This window comes from Pleurocapsa sp. FMAR1, from assembly GCF_963665995.1.
Classification (GTDB): Bacteria; Cyanobacteriota; Cyanobacteriia; order Cyanobacteriales; family Xenococcaceae; genus Waterburya.
Genome location: NZ_OY762512.1, coordinates 2,945,259 through 2,963,441, shown reverse-complemented (window position 1 = coordinate 2,963,441; position 18,183 = coordinate 2,945,259). Strand labels below are relative to the sequence as shown.

Genomic DNA, 18,183 nt, shown 5'->3' with positions numbered 1-18,183 from the left:
ACTGAAGCCTCTAGTTAGAAAAAAACTTAAGATAGGTGGTCAGAATGATTGAGTTTCTTCTATCAGTAATTTTATTTAACTTTAACTAAGGTTTTGTAAAGTTCACTTGACATTGTGATATTTACAGATCAAATTAAATATGAGTAACGAAATAATCAGATCGGAAATTGATTTAGGTGCGCTAAATACTCAAGAACCAGGCTTCTCTGTCGCCGATTTTAAACAGGTCGTCTATCGTAGCTGGAAACCTGCTTTAGCTGTGGGAATAACCGCTTTTACAGGCATATTTCTGTTTACTGCGCTACAAACTCCTGAATATGTTTCAGAGAGCTTAATTTTACTAGAAAGTCCCCAAAATCAAAAAGCCACTTCTGTTGCTCCTACTAATGTAGCTCCTGCTAGTTCATATAATTCAATCAAAGATTTATCCACAGAGATTTTTATTCTCCGTAGTAACTCGATGGTGTCAAAAGCGGTAAAAACCCTCAAAGACCGCTATCAAGATCTTTCTATAGCCGAAGTAGTAAATAACCTGGCGATCGATCAGGCGGTAGTCAATAAAGTACCAACTGACGTACTGGTTGCTAATTATACCGATACTGACCCAGAAAAAGCCAAGGCAGTTTTAGAGGCTTTAGGCACTACTTATGTAGACTATAGTTTGAAAAAGCAGCGATTACAGGCAAGGAATGCGATCGAGTTTATCGATAGCCAGCTACCTGATGCTCAAGCAGATTTAGATGCTGCTGCCAAAGAAATTCGCACCTTTAGACAGGTTCATGAATTAGTAGATCCTGATACATCTGCGGTTGCAGCAGGACAAATTCAACAAGATGTTGCCGAAGAAATCGAAAAAACCCAAATTGCGATCGCTCTTAACCAAAAACAAACTCAAGAGTTAAATCGTCAGATGAGAGAGTTGGGGCAAGATTCAGATACCATGGTAGCATCTTCGGTTTTAGGTCAAGATGGAGTTTACCAAGATTTAGCCTCCCAGTTAAGAGACATTGAAACTCAATACAATTTGGGTAAGGTTGATTTTAATGACAACTATCACGTCATGGCTAACCTGAAAGAGAAACGAAAAGAACTTAAAAAACTCCTGCAAGAAAGAGCTAATCAAGTTTTAGGTAAATCAGTTTCTCCTCAAGTATTAGAGCGGATAGTTCTTGCTCCCAGCTATACAGATATTCAACCATCTACCAGCAGCACTACTAACGCTCCTGCTAATAGTCAATCTCAACCATCATCAGCGACGAACACAGGCAACGCTCCTAGTAGTAGCGACAGCAGTTCCTCCAACGCTCCGGGCAGTAGCAATAGCAGTTCAACTTTTGGAAATCTAGAAATAGAATCAGGTTCAAAAATATCTTCTCAAGGTTCAACTTTAGGAGCATTAGCTAGTCGTCAGCTAGAGTTACAGACTGAAGCGGCTAGTCTGCAAAGTAAATTAGCAAGTCTGCGTCAGTCTAAAGCCAAGGCTGATAACCAATTTCTTAATATACCTGGGTTGCAGCAAACCTTTATGGAGTTGAAGCGTAAGCTAGAGCTAAAATCTGAGGCGTATAACTATCTTCTCGAAAGACGACAAGAGCTAAAAATTTCCGAAGCGGAGGAAATTGCCCCCTGGCGTATTCTTAATGCGCCTTTTCTACCCAGTAAACCAGTTTCGCCTATTATCAATCAATGCTTGATTCAGGCTTTGATAGCTGGAGGCTTTTTAGGAGTTGCCACGGCATTTATACTGCAACGGTTAGATCAAAGCGTTAAGAAGGTTGAAGAAATCAAGCAGATTACTAAGCTACCTTTACTGGGTGTTATTCCTAAAGTTGCTGAACCGAGAATTGATGCTAATATTCACACAACTAAAAAGTCTTACTCCTATTATTCATCTTTTACCGAAGGATTGCGCTCCTTGGCGATGAATCTACGTTATTTGATGGCGGATGAAGGTCAAATTAAATCTTTGGTGATTACGTCCTCCACCTCGGCTGAAGGCAAATCGACAATTTCTCATAATTTAAGTGTCGTTTTAGCAGAATTCGATCTGCGGGTGTTATTAGTCGATGCAGATTTACGCAAGCCAAAAGTTCATAAGCTTGCTAAAATTCCCAACGAATCTGGATTGAGTGAAATTATTACTACAGAGCAATCTTGGTCCGATCATATTCGCCCAAGCACTAGAGAAAATCTAGATATTATTACTGCTGGGGCAACTTCCCCCAATCCTATTGCTCTATTAAATTCTGGCAAAATGAAGCAGCTAATTCGCGAATGGGAAGCAGCCTATGACTACGTAATTATTGACACTCCGCCAATTGGGGTGATTGCTGATGCGAAAAGTTTAGCGAGCGAGGTTGACTCTATATTGTTTATCTCTGGTATCCAAAAAGCTAGCCGTAAGTCAATTAGTAATGCTCTAGAAGTTTTAAGCAATAGTCAGTGTAATATTGCGGGGGTAGTCGCTAATATGGTCGATCCTGAATTTGATTACTACGCTTACTCTTATTACGATTCTTACTATAATCAGCCCCACCGTAACTCCAACTCTGACGATCAAGATAATGAGTCAGAGGTTAAAAAGAAAGGGCTTTTAGAACAATTTCGTCGTCGCTAAAAGTTATAGAAATTTATATTGATTATGGTTACAAGTCCTCCCGAATTAATTATTGAAGCTGGTCGTACAGAACGTCAGTATTGGCAAGACTTATGGCGATATCGTGAATTGTTTTATTTTTTGGCTTGGCGGGATATTTTAGTCCGTTACAAACAAACTATGATTGGTATGGCTTGGGCATTGATTCGACCCTTTCTAACAATGGTTGTCTTTACTGTGGTTTTTGGAAAAATAGCAAAATTACCAACCGAAGGAGATGCACCCTATCCAATCTTAGTTTTTGCAGCTATGCTTCCCTGGCAGTTTTTTGCTAACTCTTTAGCTGAATGTAGTAATAGTTTGATTGGTAACGCTAATCTTATTTCTAAAGTCTATTTCCCCAGACTTATTGTGCCGACAAGTGCAGTAGTAGTTAGCTTTGTAGACTTTTTAGTTTCAGGGATAATTCTACTGGGTTTAATGGCTTGGTATGATTTTGTTCCTAGCTGGCGTATTCTTACTTTACCTTTGTTTATTGCGATCGCTTTTGCTGCATCTATGGGTGCAGGATTGTGGCTGGCATCTTTAAATGTACAATACCGTGACTTTCGTTATATTGTTCCTTTTATCGTTCAATTTGGTCTGTATATTTCTCCTGTAGGCTTTAGCAGTAATGTTGTTCCCCAACAGTGGCGGTTACTGTATTCTCTTAATCCAATAGTAGGAGTGATTGATGGTTTTCGCTGGGCAATTCTTGGCGGTGAATCTAACCTATATCTTCCAGGATTTTTGCTTTCCCTGGGATTTGTAGCAGTATTTTTCTTTAGCGGTATTTGGTATTTCCGCAAAATGGAACGCACCTTTGCAGACGTTATTTAACCAATAAACTAAGCTAGCTTTAGAGAAGTAATCTTCAGCAAATCAATAACAGAATGAAAACAACCATTCCTTTATCGTTAAAATCTCAACTAGAGCTTGAACAAAGACGACAACAAGCCTTAGTGGCAGCAGAGAAATGTATGCAGGTTTTGCAAAATGACTTTGGCGCAACTGAAGTTATCTTGTGTGGTTCTTTAGCAGGAGAAAGTCCTTGGCATTGGCATTCCGACATAGATATTGCAGTTAGAGGAATGAGTAAAGATGCGGTTTGGGATGCTTATTCGGTATTAGAAGATATTGTTCCTTACTGGTTAAAAGTAGATTTAATTCCTCTAGAATTTGCACCTAAATATCTGGTTAATCGTATTCTGAAAATAATACCTATGCCTGACAACAAATATCTTGCTTTAAAATATCGTATCGAAGACGAACTAATTGTTCTAGAAAACAATGTCAAAGCATTACAGGAAGCATTAGAACAAGCAAATACAGTTCCTGAGATTTTTGTCGCTCCTACTTTAGCCAGTTTTATTGCTGACTTTTATACTGGATGTGAAAAAATCAGCGAAAGAGTTGCTGTTTATTTAGATGGCGGTTTACCGACAAGTAAAGATTGGCATCAAGAATTATTAAAACAAGTAGCCGAACCTGGAGGCAATAATCGCCCTCCTTTGTGGAGTGGTGCTTTACTTTTAGAACTAGATGAATATCGCAAGTTTCGTCATTTAGAACGTCACATATACAAAATTGAGTTAAAACCAGATCGAGTAATTATTTTAGCTGAAAATGTAGAACCAGTTTTTAATAAAATTAAATCCGCAGTCGGAATATTTTTTCAGTGGTTAGAACAACAGGTAGAAATAGGGAAAGATTTAAACTAAACAATCATGTCAAATGTAATTACTAGGATAGGCAATACCAACTCTTATCCAAACTTAAAAAAATAACTTAAATAGTTTAGATGATTAACATGAATTCTCTCACTGTAGATTTTCATTCAATACTGACTATAACAGATGAACAATTTTATCAACTTTGTTTGCAAAATCCTGAAATTAAATTTGAACGCACTGTTGATCGAGAATTAATTATTATGTCACCCACAGGAGGAGGTACTGGCAAAAGAAATTCGGAAATTTTAATCGAACTAGGCATTTGGAATCGTCAGCAAAAATTAGGCGTAATTTTTGATTCTTCTACAGGCTTTATTTTACCAAATGGTTCTATTCGTTCTCCCGATGTTGCTTGGATTCCTAATTATAAATGGGAACAAATATCACTCCAAGAACAAGAAAGATTTATTTCTTTATGTCCTGATTTTATAGTTGAATTAGGTTTCCAGAGCGATCGCTTGAAACTTTTACAAGAAAAAATGGTGGAATATATAGAAAATGGAACTCGTTTGGGGTGGTTGATTAACCGTAAAGATCGAACAGTTGAGATTTATCGTGCAGGAACAGAAAAAGAAGTTTTGCATAATCCAACTAATTTATCGGGTGAGGATGTGTTATCAGACTTCGTTTTAAATTTGGAACTAATTTGGTGATTAAATAAAATCAAAAAAGATTATTAACTTTAGAAGAGTTTTTAATACTATTGATTGGCTATTATTTTGATTGTATATAAAAGTAAAATATAATATTTAAATTTTTAAATAAAACTTTATGCAGAGTGACAATTAATATATTAGCTGTTAAAACAGATAGCTTGACCTATCAAAATAAAATTATGAATAACTCTAAATAGATTATGTCAGACGCGGTTGTTAAAGTTGAAAACTTAAGCAAAAAATATATTATTGGGCATCAAAAGCAGGAAAGATACACTGCACTACGGGATGTGATTGGTAATAGTGTTAAATCGATTCTTAAGCCTAATAGCAAGAGTAAAAATACAAAAGAAGAGTTTTGGGCATTAAAAGATCTTGATTTTGAAATCAATCAAGGAGACAGAGTTGGAATTATTGGGCGCAATGGTGCGGGTAAATCGACACTTTTAAAAGTACTTAGTAGAATAACAGAACCGACAACAGGTCAAATAAAAATAAGAGGTAGAGTTGCTAGTTTATTGGAAGTAGGAACGGGTTTTCATCCTGAGTTAACAGGCAGAGAAAATATTTTTCTCAACGGTGCAATTTTGGGAATGGGTAAAGTAGAAATTAAGAAAAAGTTTGATGAAATTGTAAATTTTGCTGAAGTAGAAAAGTTTTTAGATACTCCTGTAAAAAGATATTCTTCGGGGATGTATGTCAGGCTAGCTTTTGCAGTAGCTGCACACTTAGAACCAGAGATTTTAATAGTGGATGAAGTCTTAGCAGTAGGAGATGTTCAGTTTCAAAAAAAATGTTTAGGAAAAATGGAAGATGTGGGTAAAGAAGGACGAACAGTTATTTTTGTCAGCCACAATATGAGTGCAATGAAGACTTTATGTCAGAAAGGCATACTTTTAAATGAAGGTAAAATTGTAACTCAAGGAGCTATAGATAAAGCCATTGATTGTTATGGTGGACAAGATATTAAAAGCTCTTCTGTATATATTGCACCGAAACAACCCGAATATCCTTACTTCAAGAAGATTGAAATTTGTCAAAATAAGAAAATAGGAAATAAGTTTAAAAGTAGTCTTCCTATAAGAATAGTATTTGAAGTAGAAACATACAATACAATAGACCTGTCTGTAAATATCGTAATAAGAAATTCTGATGGTGTTTGGATACATCACTCAAGTAGTGAATTTAACACCAATACAATTGACTGTAAATCTCGTTTGAGAGAGTGTTCTATACCTCCTTATTCGCTAACTTTCGGTACATATTATCTAGATGCTTTTTTAGCAATAAGAAATTACCAGCTTTTTGAAAAGGCTATTGATGCTTTGAAATTTGAAATATATTGTTCTAATACTATGCCATTTCTCACTAAATATAGTGATTGGAAGGGAATCTGCGCTCCTGAATTATTGTCATGGAAATAAATCAATTAAATAGCACTATAGAGGTTTTAAAAACATGGTTTTTAGTCCTATAACAGGTTCTAACAATATAACTTTACTCAGAACAATTAAAGCAGAGCAGTTAATTACAAGTTGGCAGGATAGTTTTGAAATAGATATTACTAAAGAATTGAATAATCAACAGAATATTTATCTATATCAGTGTAATGAAACTAAGCTTAAATTTTTCGCACCTTCTGAGATTGTTGGCTCTGGTAAACTTTATGAGAAACTGCAAAATTTTAATTGGTATTATATGCCTAGTAAATGGGAACATAAGATCGCACTTCAAGATTTATCGAGATGCGAAAATGTTCTGGAAATAGGCTCTGCTTTTGGCGACTTTGTGACTTCGGCTATAAATGCGGGTTTTAATATTAAGGGCATTGAATTAAATGAGGCTGCTATTGATATTGCACAGAAGAAGAATCTCCCTGTAGAGCGTCTAGATTTAGAAGAAGCTGTCAAACTTTATCGTGAGTCTTTAGATGGTGTATGTAGTTTTCAGGTACTAGAACACGTAACTAATCCCAAAGATTTTATTACTTGGTCAATTCAGATGCTTAAGCCTGGAGGCAAGTTAATTTATTGTGTTCCAAACTCAGAAAGCTTTTTGAAGTATCAGGATAATTTGCTAGATATGCCTCCGCACCATATGCTTCAGTGGTCTAAAAAATCTTTAATTGCTTTAGAAAAATTATTTCCAATTAAAGTAGAAAAAATCATTTATGAGCCTTTAGCTGAATATCATATATTTAGCTATTTAAATGCTTACAATAATTATTTTCGTTCAGTTTTCCCTCTTACCAAACTGATTTTTAATCGCTACAGTTTGCCTTTATATGAAAAATGTCTTCGTCTTGGTTTGAGAAGGTTATTGATTGGTCAGAGTATATACATTCAATTTCGTAAAATATGATGAAATATCTTAATCTTGGTTGCGGTCAACGTTTTCACTCTGTTTGGACTAATATTGACTTTACTTCTACTAGTGACGGCGTGATTGCTTGCAATCTTACAAAAGGTATTCCCTATCCCAATTCTTCTTTTGATGTAGTTTATAGTTCTCATGTATTAGAACACTTTCCCAAAACAAAAGCCAAGTCATTTTTAGAAGAGTGCTATCGTGTCTTACGTCCTCAAGGTGTAATAAGAATAGCCGTTCCCGATTTAGAACAAATTGCGAAAACATATCTACAATCTTTAGAACAAGCTAGCTTTGGTTCTCTAGAATGGGCTAATAACTACAACTGGATTTTATTAGAGATGTACGATCAAACAGTAAGGAATTATTCTGGAGGGGAAATGGCGAAATATCTTTTTGACGAACATATTCCCAATCAAGAATTTGTTTTGCAACGTTTGGGTATAGAAGCAGAGAATCTATTCAAAGCCAGAAATCGCGGTAAGCAAGAAAAACCTTTGATCGCAGATACAGAAGGTAGGCTAAAACATCTATTAAGACAGATTTATCGCTTTGTGCGTTATCCAAACCATCATCGCGAATCAATATTAAAACTATTACTAGGTAAAGAGTATGAAACTTTACAAATTGGGCGTTTTCGACAGAGTGGTGAGGTTCATCAATGGATGTACGATCGCTATTCCCTCGCATTACTACTTAAAAAATGCGGTTTAGATAAGATTATTCCCCGTACTGCTTCGGAGAGTTATATCTCAAACTGGACTAACTTTAATCTCGATACAGAATTAGACGGGACTGTGTATAAGCCAGATTCTTTATTTATGGAGGGAATTAAGCTAGCAAAATGAATATCTTGCATATTAATCAATCAGATATTTCTGGGGGTGCGGCGATCGCTATTTCTTATTTAACCTATTTTTTAAGTCGAATTAAGTTTGTAATAAGCTCAAATTGATATGTCAAATTTGCCTAAAATTTCAATAGTTACACCTTCATTTAATCAAGCTGAATTTATTGAAGCAACCATTCAAAGCATTTTGTCTCAGAACTATCCAAATTTAGAGTACATAATCATTGATGGTGGTTCTACAGATGGCAGCGTAGAAATTATCAAACAATACGCAAGTTATTTACATTTTTGGTGCAGCGAACCCGACCGAGGACAATACGACGCAATTAACAAAGGTTTTGCTCATTCTACTGGTGAGATTATGGCTTGGTTAAACAGTGATGATATGTATTGTCCTTGGGCTTTAAAAACTGTTGCTAGTGCTATGTCTGACCTTGAGCAAGTAGAATGGCTAACGACGCTTAATCCTGGTGGATGGGATTGGTCTGGATTCTGCACGGGATTCAAATCAATTCTGGGTTATTCACGAGAAGCGTTTTTAGATGGCTATTATTTGCCTAGAGAAAAACAAGGCATTGCCTGGATACAACAAGAGTCTACTTTTTGGCGGCGAAGCTTATGGGAACGGGCTGGTAGTAGAATATCTACCGATTTCGATCTAGCTAGTGATTTCGATCTTTGGTCGAGTTTTTTTTTATACGCAGATTTATATGGAATTTCCTCACCATTGGGAGGTTTTCGTTTTCAAGCAAATCAAAAAAGTCGTCAAAAACATAACTACGTAGCTGAAGCAGAAAAGTCACTAGTAACTATGAAAAACTCCTTAAATTGGTCGCCCAATTTTTTAAGAAAGCTGTGTTTGAACTTGAGACTAAATAGAATTCCCAAACTTAGAACTTTTCTTCAGCCACTATATAGCTATGAAGGAAAAAGAATTTTGAGAAAAAACATAAGTTTACCAAATAGTTTCTGGGATATAGAAGTTTATAACTTTTATCAGTAAGTTCAACTTAGTAATAAATTGGCAAAATGAAAGTACTTCAAATTAACTATAGTGATTATGCCAACGGTGGTGGAGGTGCGATCGCTATGTACCGACTCTATCAAAGTTTAAAAAATATTGGTATAGACGGCAATATTCTGAGTAACTATAAAACACTCTCTTCTGATGAATCTCAATCAATAGATCGCTCCCAAAGATGGGAATCCCAAATTCGTAAAATTACTTCCAGACTGGGTTTAAATGATCTTCACTGTATCAGTTCTTTTGGAGTGAAAAAAAATAATTTTTACATAGATGCAGATGTTTTAAACTTTCACATTCTTCACAGTGGGTTTTTTAATTATTTGGCAATTCCTTCACTAACAAAAAATAAACCTGCTGTATTTACTCTTCATGATATGTGGAGTTTTACTGGTCATTGTGCTTATAGTTATGATTGCGATCGCTGGAAAACTGGATGTGGTCAATGTCCGCAATTAGATACTTATCCTGCTGTAGCTAGAGATAATACCAAGTGGGAGTGGAAGCTAAAAAATTGGGTTTACAACCGTTCAAATTTGGTTATTGTGACTCCTAGTAAATGGTTGACAGAGCAAGCCAAGCAAAGTATGCTCGATTGCCTTCCCATTCATCATATTCCTTACGGTCTTGATACAGAAGCCTATCAGCCTATAGAAGCGGAACACTGTAAATATGCGTTGGGTATTCCTCATGACAAAAAAGTCTTGATGTTTTGTGCAGTCAATCTCAAAGATCGGCGTAAAGGTGGAGATTTATTAAATGCCTCTTTGCAGAAATTACCTGCTTCTCTCAAAAAAGACATAGTTTTATTGACTCTTGGTAATAGTGGCGAACATATTGAATCAATCGGTATTGATACTATCAACTTAGGCTATGTTAGTAGCGATCGCCTAAAATCTATTGCTTATTCTGCTGCTGATTTATTCATTTTTCCTACTCGTGCAGATAACTTACCTTTAGTCTTACAAGAAAGCATGGCTTGTGGAACACCAATGGTATCTTTTAAGATTGGCGGTGTTCCTGATTTAGTTCGTCACAATATTACAGGTTATTTGGCTGCTCCCGAAGACTTTAGCGATTTTTCTCAGGGAATTATTCAGCTTCTAGAAGATAACCAATTGAGAACAAAAATGAAGCAAAATTGTCGAGAAATTGCCATAAATGAATATTCTCTGGAACTTCAGGCACAACGCTACGTAGAAATTTATCAAAGACTATTAGAAACTCAGCAAAATAATATTAATACAACTGAAATTGCTGAAAAGTTGACGACCACATCTACTTGATTTCAATCTTAAATAGAACATTTCTTAATATTATGTTTATTTCCAACTTGCGATCGCAATATCATCATCTAAAATTTTTCTGGCTACAAGTAATTGGTAAAATTCCTTCCCAAACTATTAGAAAATATCTTTACATCAAGCATTTTCAACTAAAGATAGGAAATGACACTGTTATCTATAATAGCTGTCATTTTAGAGATCCTCATAAAATAACTATTGGTAATAATACTAGCATAGGCGATCGCTGTATTCTCGACGGACGTTCTGGCTTAACTATTGGCGACTCGGTGAATATGTCTACAGGAGCTTGGATTTGGACGTTACAACACGATCCCCACGATCCTAACTTTGCTGCTACAGGTGCGCCTGTAATTATCGAAGATTATGCCTGGATTAGCTCTCGTACCACGATTTTACCAGGAGTAACTATCGGCAAGGGTGCAGTCGTGGCTGCAGGTGCAGTTGTGACTAAATCAGTCGAACCTTATGCCATTGTCGGGGGTGTTCCTGCTAAAAAAATAGGCGATCGTAATACTAAACTTAGCTATCAACTGAAATCCTGTGTATCTTTCTTTTAAATTATGGCTTTTATAGCAGCTATTTCTGTTTTTAAATCAACAAATATATTCGCTGATATTAAAAACTTTCTAGGTGAATGTTATCGTAATTCTGTAAGTTCTACTTTCGATGTAAATTTAATTTCATTTGCTTTGAAATCAGCTTACTATCATTGCAAATCGAGATATATATTTGCTCATCCTAACACTTGTATTCAAGGTTTAACCAATATCAAAACTACAGGAAAACTATTTATTGGTAATCGATATGTTGGCTTTCTTAACAAACACGATCTGAGTTTTCTCAATATTAGTGGTCAATTACAGATTAACGGTAAAGTCGAGCTTGGTAAAGGTTGTCGATTAGATATTTGTCAAAATGCGATTTGTATTCTTGATAACTGTACGATTAATGGTAAAACTAATTTAATAATTGCTCATGGATTGACCATCGGCAAAGAATCAACTATTTCCTGGGGATGTGAATTTTTAGACAAAGATTGGCATGAAATAAATTATGAAGGAAAAAAAGAAAAATCTCCCGAAATAGTTATTGGCGATCGCGTATGGATTGGTAGCAACTGTAAAATTTTAAAAGGGGTTCATATTGCTAATAATTCAGTAGTGGCAGCTAATTCAGTTGTCACTAAATCTTTTGCAGAAGAAAAAGTGCTAATTGCTGGAAATCCAGCCAAAATTATTAAAAGAAATGTTGAATGGAAATAATATTATTTAGACATCAAACTCGCTTAAAAAATGAATCCTAAAGTAACTGTCTGCTTGCCTAATTTGAATAATTTTGCTTTTATCAGAGAGCGTTTAGACACTATTGTCAATCAAACTTTTCAAGATTGGGAATTAGTAGTAGTAGATGGTTATTCTAATGACGGTGCATGGGAAATTATTCAAGAATATGCTAGCCAAGACTCTCGAATACATTTGTTTCAAGAACAGCCAGAAGGAATTTATCAAGCATTTAATTCCTGTATTTATAAAGCGCGTGGTGAGTATATTTACATTGCTACTAGTGATGATACGATGACCCCTGATTGTTTAGAGAAAATGGTCGCAACTTTAGATAAAAATACTGATTGCGATCTATGCCAGTGCAAGTTAGAGTTCATAGATGAAAACTCTGAACTTTTACCAGCAGAAAAACAATGGTCAGTACATACCAGTACGTATCTTAAACAATGGTTAGATTGTCCTCACAAAAGATATGCACCCCATGATGGAATACTCCATTTTGCAGTTTTGACAGTCTATACTTCTTTAACTCAATTGTTAATTCGTAAACAGTTATTTGAGCGAATTGGCTATTTCAAAGCGGGTTGGGGTTCGATGGCAGATTTTGAATGGGGAATGCGAGCTTCTTTGCTTTATAACACGGTTTATATACCAGAAGTATTAGCAACCTGGCGCAAACATTCTAGTCAAGCAACAACAGATCCTTACACTCCTCAAAATCTCAAGATATTACTCAAAATGGCTCACCATGCTTTAGATTTTGCTCGCCAGCATAATTTAGAAAAAGTCAAAAATATTTCTTATAGAGAACTATCTCATCACTACAAAATGTCAATTATTAATATAGGTTTAAATCAGCAAAATTCTTTCATATCTAAATTATGTTATTTGTTTATTTGTGCTATTAAACTACCTTTAAATACTTTGGTTTATTCATTGAATAAACTTTTTTTAAAGCAGCTACAACCTCAAACTAGTGCACTTTGGATTAACAATAAAATTACTAGAGCCAAAATAGCAAAACCGTTGAAAATTTCGTAAAGTTTGCTGCAAAATTCATTTTTTAGATTAAATTAATTATGAAAACACTAAGTTGGCAGCAAGACAATAGCCTAAAAAGGCTTTTAAAGCAAATTAGAGTTTATTTGGGACAAAAACTTTTAGAGTCTCCCACATTGCTAAAATTTGTCAATTTTCCTTATGAATATGCACCAGAAAAAATTAGAGATTTTTTTGTCAAGCATATCAGCGTCGCTGGTGCGCCTCGAACAGACTATACTTGGATTCTCTGCCTATCTAACAAAGTTAAATTAAAAGTGCCAGTTAAAAATGGCGATCTCAAAAGCTGGCAATTTGCACAAAGTTATAAATGGCACGAGCGAGGATTGAGAAAAGTAGAAGATTTTTTACATAACAATATACCTATAGAGAAAGTTTTTCTGGATATTGGCGCTAACTTGGGTATCAGATCTCTTTATCCTTTGTCTCTCAATCGACCTGTAGTTCTTTTTGAACCAAATTCATATTTGAGATCGTTTACAGAAGAATTATTTGCGCTGAATAATTTTAAGAAATTTACGATAGAAAATATTTGTCTTGGCAATCACAACACCACAACAGAGCTTTTTATATCTAAAAGTAGTTATTTAAGTAGCGTAATTCAACATTACGCAGAACTAGATGAAGTTGTCGATACAATTTCTGTTCCCATGATGAAATTAGACGATTATAACCGAAATCGTCTTACTGAAAAATCGATCGGCGCGCTCAAAATAGATGTAGAAGGTTTTGAGATCGAAGTCTTATCAGGGGCTATGCAACTATTAATAGAAAACAAGCCTGTAGTTATTGTAGAGGCTCAACATGACAATTGGCAAAAAATTGCAGATTTTTTTGATAATTTAAATTTAAAATACAAAGGTTTTTTAATTACGAATAACGTGAAAGCTCCTTTGATAAAAAATGAAGACAACTGTTATCACAATAGAGGCACTGAAAATTATTTATACTGCTGCAATCGAGATTTGCTTTCAACATTGAAAAAAGATTTTTTGTAACATTACATTTTCATAGTTAGAAGCTTAAAATTTATTGTCTTAAATATCAATTACATGGCGATCGCCATAAGGTAAATTTAAATGCCAATCAATGTTTTGCGTTCTAGTCCTTTTGCAGTTAAGAATCCTTCCCATGGAGGAGAACATCGCTCTGAGCAGATATTAGAAATATTATCAAGAAACAATATTCAAACTACCGAGTTACAACAATCCATTTATCAAGAAACTAGACCAATTCGCGATCGCTTTTTAGGAGTAGTAAATAGTATTCAAAATCAAGATTGGGAAGCTTTTTGCTTGAAACGCTTGGGTGGTATCGGTCAGATGCTTGATTTGTATCACAGCGAATTAACTCAATCTCAAAAATACCAGGCAATAATTTGGGAAACAACAGGAGAAACAATTACACCCCAAATCAAAAAAAAATATCAAGTTCCATTAATCGCTTTACCACACAACATAGAGTCATTTTTCTTAACTCATTTTAGAAAAAAAGAATCTGCTCTAGTTTTCGATTATCTCAAGCAAGAAATTAAAGGATTGAAAGAAGCAGATTTTGTATTTGCTGTTTCTGAAGAGGAACAAATACTTCTAAGAAATCATGATATTGATGCAGAATATCTCCCTTATTATCCAGGTCAAAGATTGATAGAGCTTTATTCAGATATTAGAAAAGCGAGAAAAAATTCAGAAAAGCAAAGTTTATTAATTTTGGGATCGGCAAAAAATTATGCCAGTGTTGAAGGTTTTATTCAGCTAGCTAAATGGATTAATAATTGTAGTCAGAATAAGTCCCTAGAAGTTAAACTTGTGGGCAATCAAACTGAGACTTTAAAAGATACTTTAAATTATCCTTGGCTAAGTATTTGTGGTACAGCAACTAAAGAAGAGTTAAAACAGTATTTAGCCGAAACTAGAGCTGTATTAATACATCAGAAAAAAGGTTTAGGAGTCCTAACTAGAATTCCCGAAATGTTGGCAGCAGGTATTCCTGTAATTGCTAATCGAATTGCTGCTCGAAGTGTTAGTCATCTTTCAGGGGTTCATATTTATGATTCACCAGAAGAACTACACCATTTACTTACCCAGGAATTTGAAGAAGTGCCTATGCCACTACCTCCCAAAAATGCCGAGTCCAGATTTATTCAAGCTGTTTTAGCCAGCTAGTAAGCTATGAAAGTTCTTCATCTTATCGGTGCTAGTTCTTATCTCCCTTGGGTAACAGGAGGTAGCATTATCTCTTGTCATCGCCTTTGCCAAAACTTACAGCGTTTAGGGGTAGATGTGCATATTGTAATTCACCAGCATTCTTCTGGACGAGAACCTTTAGGAAGTCATATTTACGAGGGTGTTCTAGTTCAAGTACTGCCACCAATCCCCGATGCGGTCGAGCGTATGGCTTTGTACTCGCGCACTACAGTTAATGCGGTATTGGCTTTTCCGAGGTTTTGGCAGCCTATCAACCAGATATTGTCCACTTTCATGATTTTACTTCTAGTGCAGGTATTGCACATATGCAGTTAGCCAAGAAATTCGGTTCTAAGGTTGTCATGACCTACCATACCCAAGGAAATTCTTGTTCTCAACACGGATTACTTTATCAAGGTAAAACAGTTTGTGATGGAGAGATTAAACTGCAACGTTGTTCAGAGTGTCGTCTTACAGTTGCGGGTATGCAACCTACCTTAGCTAATTTATTTGCACGTTGGTCGTTATCTAGAATAGATGTCAATCAGTCTAATATAGTTAGTCGTCTTTTAACTACTAGGAAAATGACGGAAATATTTCAAGATGCTTGGCTAAAAATGCTCGATCTTGTAAATGTTCTCCACGTTCATGCTGAATGGGTACAAAAATTAGTCGTGTTAAATGGTGCGCCTCCTGATAAGATTAAGTTTTTTCGCACAGGAGGACCTAATGCCATTGAGAATAAAAACTCCAGAAAACCTTTAGAAGATGGTGTCTTAAAGTTAGTATTCGCTGGTCGCAGCACCCATATCAAGGGTAGTCACGTTTTGGTTGAAGCAGTAAAATCTCTTCCTATAAATTTACCAGTTCAGGTTGATTTCTTTTGTTCGGATATTAACTGGGAGGAAAAAGAGTACGGCAAGGAAGTCAAAAAACAAATCGAAAAAGATCCAAGATTTAATATTCAGTACGGTATTCCAAATAGTCAATTGTTAGGCTTATTAGCTAATTACGATCTTTGCGTTGTTCCTTCTTTGTGGCTAGAAACTGGTCCCCTTACAGTGCTTGAATCTTTCGCAGCAGGTATCCCTGTAATTGGTAGTCGTCTTGGCGGTATTGCCGAATTAGTTCGAGATGGAGTAGATGGTTTGTTGTTTGAACCAGGTAATAGCAAAGAATTAGCTTCGATCATTCAACGCCTAGTAACAAAAAAAGAATTGATATCAAATTTAAAAGCCAATGTTCAATACCCTAGAACAATGATGCATTTAGCTCGCGATACTTTAGCTATGTATAAGGCGTTAATGCCTATGGTTAAAACTAATTAGCTTAGATCGCAAAAATAAAGTTTCAGTTTTATCGATCGCAATAATAGAAGTTAAATTTATGTATCTTCAAACCAATTCTTTTCTTCGTCAAAATATACCACAAATTCACTCTTTTCTTAAAAAGCTAACTCATAGTTGGCGATATTCTAGTACTAATACGTTACCTATTCCTGCAATACAAGGAGGAAAGTTTTTATTCTTACATCCTTCTTTTATGAATTACGATCAATGCGAACCTGATTTACAGTCTTATCTAAAATCTAGATTAAAACCAGGTAATACATTTATTGATGTTGGTGCTAATTTTGGTTTTCATACCCTGTTAGCCTCTAAATTGGTTGGTAGAAAAGGAACAGTAATTGCATTTGAACCATCGCCAAGTAATCTAGAAATCTTGAAGTACCATAGCCGTATAAATTTCACTAGAAATGTTTTTATTATCCCAAAAGCTGTAGGAGATATTACTGATATTTCTGTACAATTCGTACTCGTGGACGGTGGTAAACATAGTAGTAATTCTTTGACAATTGCCGACGAAGTTCCTCATATTTCAGCAAGTCAAAAAGAGATTATTAATGTCCCAATAACAACTATAGACGAAAACTGTTCACAGCTAAATATAGTCCCTAATGTAATTAAAATCGATGTTGAAGGTGCCGAATTACTGGTGTTAAAAGGAGCAAAAAATACCATAGAAAAACATCAACCTACTATATTAATTGGAATACATCCGTTTTGGATGCCAAAAGGGCAAACTGCTAAAGATATTATTACTTTTTTTAGAGAAATCAAATACGAAATTCAAGATTATTCAGGTAAAAAACATTTAGACAATCTTGAATTTGGAGATTATATTGCTGTTCCAACTATTAGTTGATTTTTTCAATACTATAAGGATTTTTTAAGCTAAGCATTACTAATTAACATAAATAGACAGCTATTTTTTCTAATAACCCACAACCAGAAAGGAATTCAGAATGAAAAACATCGATAAAGTAATAACAATGATGCGACAATCACAACGTTCTCTAGACGTAGGTGGTTGGCACAAGCCTATCAATGGAGCGACTCATGTTTTAGATATAAATGATTACGAGACACGTCTTAGTGGACAAGCACAGGATTATGGAGAACCAGAGCGATTTATAAAGGATACATGGATACAAATAGATATCTGCGATAGAAAACCATGGCCTTTTCCAGAAAACTATTTCGATTTTGTCTGTTGTAGTCATGTTTTAGAAGATATCCGAGATCCTATTTGGGTAGTATCAGAAATGTCGAGAGTTGCACGCGCAGGGTATATAGAATGTCCAAGTGCTGCGTCAGAATTATTGATTAAACAACCTTTGTTAACACGACGAATGTTGCAACGTACAACAGGGGTTATAGGATGCGCTCATCATAGATGGTTGGTTGAATTTAAACCAGAAGAATCACTTGTGGTATTTAGATTCAAACTGCACGACTTGATGGAAAATCAAAGAGTCGTCAAATTTTCCGAATTTCATCATGTAAACTATGAAAATTTTTCATCATGGTTATTTTGGGAAAATCAGATTCAAGCAAAAGAAGAGATTTTTGATATTGGAGAATGGATTGATTCTTTAGTATTGCCCCAATCAAAACGCTTGACTTCATTCAATCCAATTCAAAGAATAAGTGAGAAATTCAGCAATATTGTAGACACTTCTCATCAAAATAAATATAGACAGCCAAATCATGGAGAAAGATGTAAATATCCGTATATTTAAG

The 18,183-nt window shown here is 35.2% G+C and carries 18 protein-coding genes; all 18 read left to right on the top strand.

Annotated features, from left to right (window positions below; genetic code table 11):
• Window positions 1–139 precede the first annotated feature (139 nt).
• The 18 genes from SLP02_RS14315 (at window position 140) to SLP02_RS14230 (ending at window position 18,182) form a co-directional block, all read left to right on the top strand.
• Entirely contained in the window at window positions 140–2,617 is a 2,478-nt protein-coding gene (locus SLP02_RS14315) for a GumC family protein (RefSeq protein ID WP_319421346.1), read from the top strand.
• Between the two features lie 24 nt (window positions 2,618–2,641).
• Window positions 2,642–3,475 (top strand): ABC transporter permease, encoded by an 834-nt coding sequence (locus SLP02_RS14310; RefSeq protein ID WP_319421345.1) that lies wholly within the window; start codon window positions 2,642–2,644, stop codon window positions 3,473–3,475.
• A 53-nt stretch (window positions 3,476–3,528) separates the two neighbouring features.
• Window positions 3,529–4,356: a nucleotidyltransferase family protein gene (locus tag SLP02_RS14305; RefSeq protein WP_319421344.1), complete on the top strand. Its 828-nt coding sequence runs from the start codon at window positions 3,529–3,531 to the stop codon at window positions 4,354–4,356.
• An 89-nt stretch (window positions 4,357–4,445) separates the two neighbouring features.
• Window positions 4,446–5,021, top strand: a complete 576-nt coding sequence (locus SLP02_RS14300; protein WP_319421343.1) for a Uma2 family endonuclease — start codon at window positions 4,446–4,448, stop codon at window positions 5,019–5,021.
• Window positions 5,022–5,224: 203 nt separating this feature from the next.
• Window positions 5,225–6,448 (top strand): ABC transporter ATP-binding protein, encoded by a 1,224-nt coding sequence (locus SLP02_RS14295; RefSeq protein WP_319421342.1) that lies wholly within the window; start codon window positions 5,225–5,227, stop codon window positions 6,446–6,448.
• Window positions 6,449–6,482: 34 nt separating this feature from the next.
• Window positions 6,483–7,385 carry a class I SAM-dependent methyltransferase gene (locus SLP02_RS14290; protein WP_319421341.1) on the top strand — a complete coding sequence of 301 codons (903 nt, stop codon included), beginning with the start codon at window positions 6,483–6,485 and terminating at the stop codon, window positions 7,383–7,385.
• Window positions 7,382–8,239 (top strand): class I SAM-dependent methyltransferase, encoded by an 858-nt coding sequence (locus tag SLP02_RS14285; RefSeq protein ID WP_319421340.1) that lies wholly within the window; start codon window positions 7,382–7,384, stop codon window positions 8,237–8,239. The genes SLP02_RS14290 and SLP02_RS14285 overlap by 4 nt, the downstream gene beginning before the upstream one ends.
• Before the next feature lie 108 nt (window positions 8,240–8,347).
• A complete protein-coding gene (locus SLP02_RS14280) occupies window positions 8,348–9,244 on the top strand; it encodes a glycosyltransferase family 2 protein (protein WP_319421339.1) in 897 nt (298 codons plus the stop codon).
• Between the two features lie 26 nt (window positions 9,245–9,270).
• Window positions 9,271–10,551 (top strand): glycosyltransferase family 4 protein, encoded by a 1,281-nt coding sequence (locus SLP02_RS14275; protein WP_319421338.1) that lies wholly within the window; start codon window positions 9,271–9,273, stop codon window positions 10,549–10,551.
• Window positions 10,552–10,583: 32 nt separating this feature from the next.
• Window positions 10,584–11,129 carry an acyltransferase gene (locus SLP02_RS14270; protein ID WP_319421337.1) on the top strand — a complete coding sequence of 182 codons (546 nt, stop codon included), beginning with the start codon at window positions 10,584–10,586 and terminating at the stop codon, window positions 11,127–11,129.
• Between the two features lie 3 nt (window positions 11,130–11,132).
• Window positions 11,133–11,834 (top strand): acyltransferase, encoded by a 702-nt coding sequence (locus SLP02_RS14265; protein WP_319421336.1) that lies wholly within the window; start codon window positions 11,133–11,135, stop codon window positions 11,832–11,834.
• A gap of 30 nt (window positions 11,835–11,864) precedes the next feature.
• Window positions 11,865–12,896, top strand: a complete 1,032-nt coding sequence (locus tag SLP02_RS14260) for a glycosyltransferase (protein WP_319421335.1) — start codon at window positions 11,865–11,867, stop codon at window positions 12,894–12,896.
• 38 nt (window positions 12,897–12,934) lie between these two features.
• A complete protein-coding gene (locus SLP02_RS14255) occupies window positions 12,935–13,912 on the top strand; it encodes an FkbM family methyltransferase (RefSeq protein WP_319421334.1) in 978 nt (325 codons plus the stop codon).
• Window positions 13,913–13,993: 81 nt separating this feature from the next.
• A complete protein-coding gene (locus SLP02_RS14250; RefSeq protein WP_319421333.1) occupies window positions 13,994–15,079 on the top strand; it encodes a glycosyltransferase family protein in 1,086 nt (361 codons plus the stop codon).
• Between the two features lie 6 nt (window positions 15,080–15,085).
• Window positions 15,086–15,436, top strand: coding sequence for a glycosyltransferase family protein (locus SLP02_RS14245; RefSeq protein WP_319421332.1), 351 nt, complete (start codon window positions 15,086–15,088; stop codon window positions 15,434–15,436).
• On the top strand, window positions 15,361–16,428 hold the full coding sequence (locus SLP02_RS14240) for a glycosyltransferase (RefSeq protein WP_319421331.1): 1,068 nt from the start codon (window positions 15,361–15,363) through the stop codon (window positions 16,426–16,428). Before SLP02_RS14245 ends, SLP02_RS14240 begins: the two co-directional genes overlap by 76 nt.
• A 58-nt stretch (window positions 16,429–16,486) precedes the next feature.
• The gene (locus SLP02_RS14235; RefSeq protein ID WP_319421330.1) at window positions 16,487–17,305 is read left to right on the top strand and encodes an FkbM family methyltransferase; all 819 of its coding nucleotides are present in this window, start codon (window positions 16,487–16,489) and stop codon (window positions 17,303–17,305) included.
• A 100-nt stretch (window positions 17,306–17,405) separates the two neighbouring features.
• Entirely contained in the window at window positions 17,406–18,182 is a 777-nt protein-coding gene (locus tag SLP02_RS14230; protein WP_319421328.1) for a class I SAM-dependent methyltransferase, read from the top strand.
• The last annotated feature ends 1 nt before the right edge of the window (window position 18,183 follow it).